The sequence below is a fragment of the Rhodoferax sp. ZS1R8 genome, assembly GCF_056521325.1.
Genome location: NZ_JBWMBA010000173.1, coordinates 1 through 1084 on the forward strand (window position 1 = coordinate 1; position 1084 = coordinate 1084).

1 protein-coding gene is annotated in these 1084 nt (G+C 64.2%); it reads left to right on the forward strand.

The genetic code is table 11. The features are described 5' to 3' along the window. Positions 1–1084 (forward strand): GMC family oxidoreductase (locus AC097P_RS24760; RefSeq protein ID WP_479613067.1); only part of this gene is annotated, 1084 nt, incomplete at both ends.

The window sequence follows — 1084 nt, forward strand, 5'->3', positions numbered from 1 at the left end:
CACTGGATCCACATCCCGGTGGGCTACTTGTATTGCATTGGCAACCCACGCACCGACTGGCTTTACAACACCGAGCCCGATGCCGGGCTCAACGGCCGCTCCCTGCGCTACCCGCGCGGCAAGACGCTGGGTGGCTGTAGCAGCATCAACGGCATGATCTACATGCGGGGGCAAGCCCGCGACTATGACCAATGGGGCCAACTGCTGGGCGACACGACATGGGGCTGGGAGCAAAACCTGCCCTACTTCATGCTGCACGAAGACCACCACAAGGGTGCCAGCGCGGTGCACGGCGCACGCGGCGTGACACCTGCACTAATGCAAAAAGACGGCAGCCTGTACCGCACGCTGCTGCGCCACCACAACGGCGGTGGTGAATGGCGGGTGGAGAAACAGCGCCTGCGCTGGGACGTGCTGGATGCTTTTGCGCAGGCGGCCGTGCAGGCCGGCATACCCGCCACAGACGACTTCAACCGCGGCGACAACGAAGGTGTGGGCTACTTCGAGGTCAACCAGAAAGCCGGCTGGCGCTGGAACACGGCCAAGGCCTTCTTGCGCCCCACCTGTTATGCCCGGCCCAACTTCGAGCTGTGGAACAGCGCCCACGTAGCCAAGCTGTTGATAACACCCGCCAGCGCCACCAGCCCCCTGCGCTGCACCGGTGTACAGGTGTGGGATGGGCAAAGCATGGTGGACGCCACGGCCAGGGCTGAGGTCATTTTGTGCGCGGGCGCCATAGGCTCGCCGCAGATCCTGCAGCTCTCCGGCCTGGGGCCTGCGCAGCGACTGCAAGCGCTTGGCATTGCGGTGCAGAAAGACCTGCCCGGTGTGGGTGAAAACCTGCAAGACCACTTGCAGATCCGCGCCGTATTCAAAGTGCAGAACACCACCACACTCAACACCCAGGTTCAGTCGTTATTCGGCAAGGCCAAGATAGGCCTGGAGTACGCCTTCAAACGCACCGGCCCCATCAGCCTGGCGCCCAGCCAGTTGGGCGCCCTCACGCGCAGCGACCCCGACCAGCCCTACGCCAACCTGGAGGACCACGTGCAACCGCTGAGCCTGGAGGCCTGTGGCCAGCCAC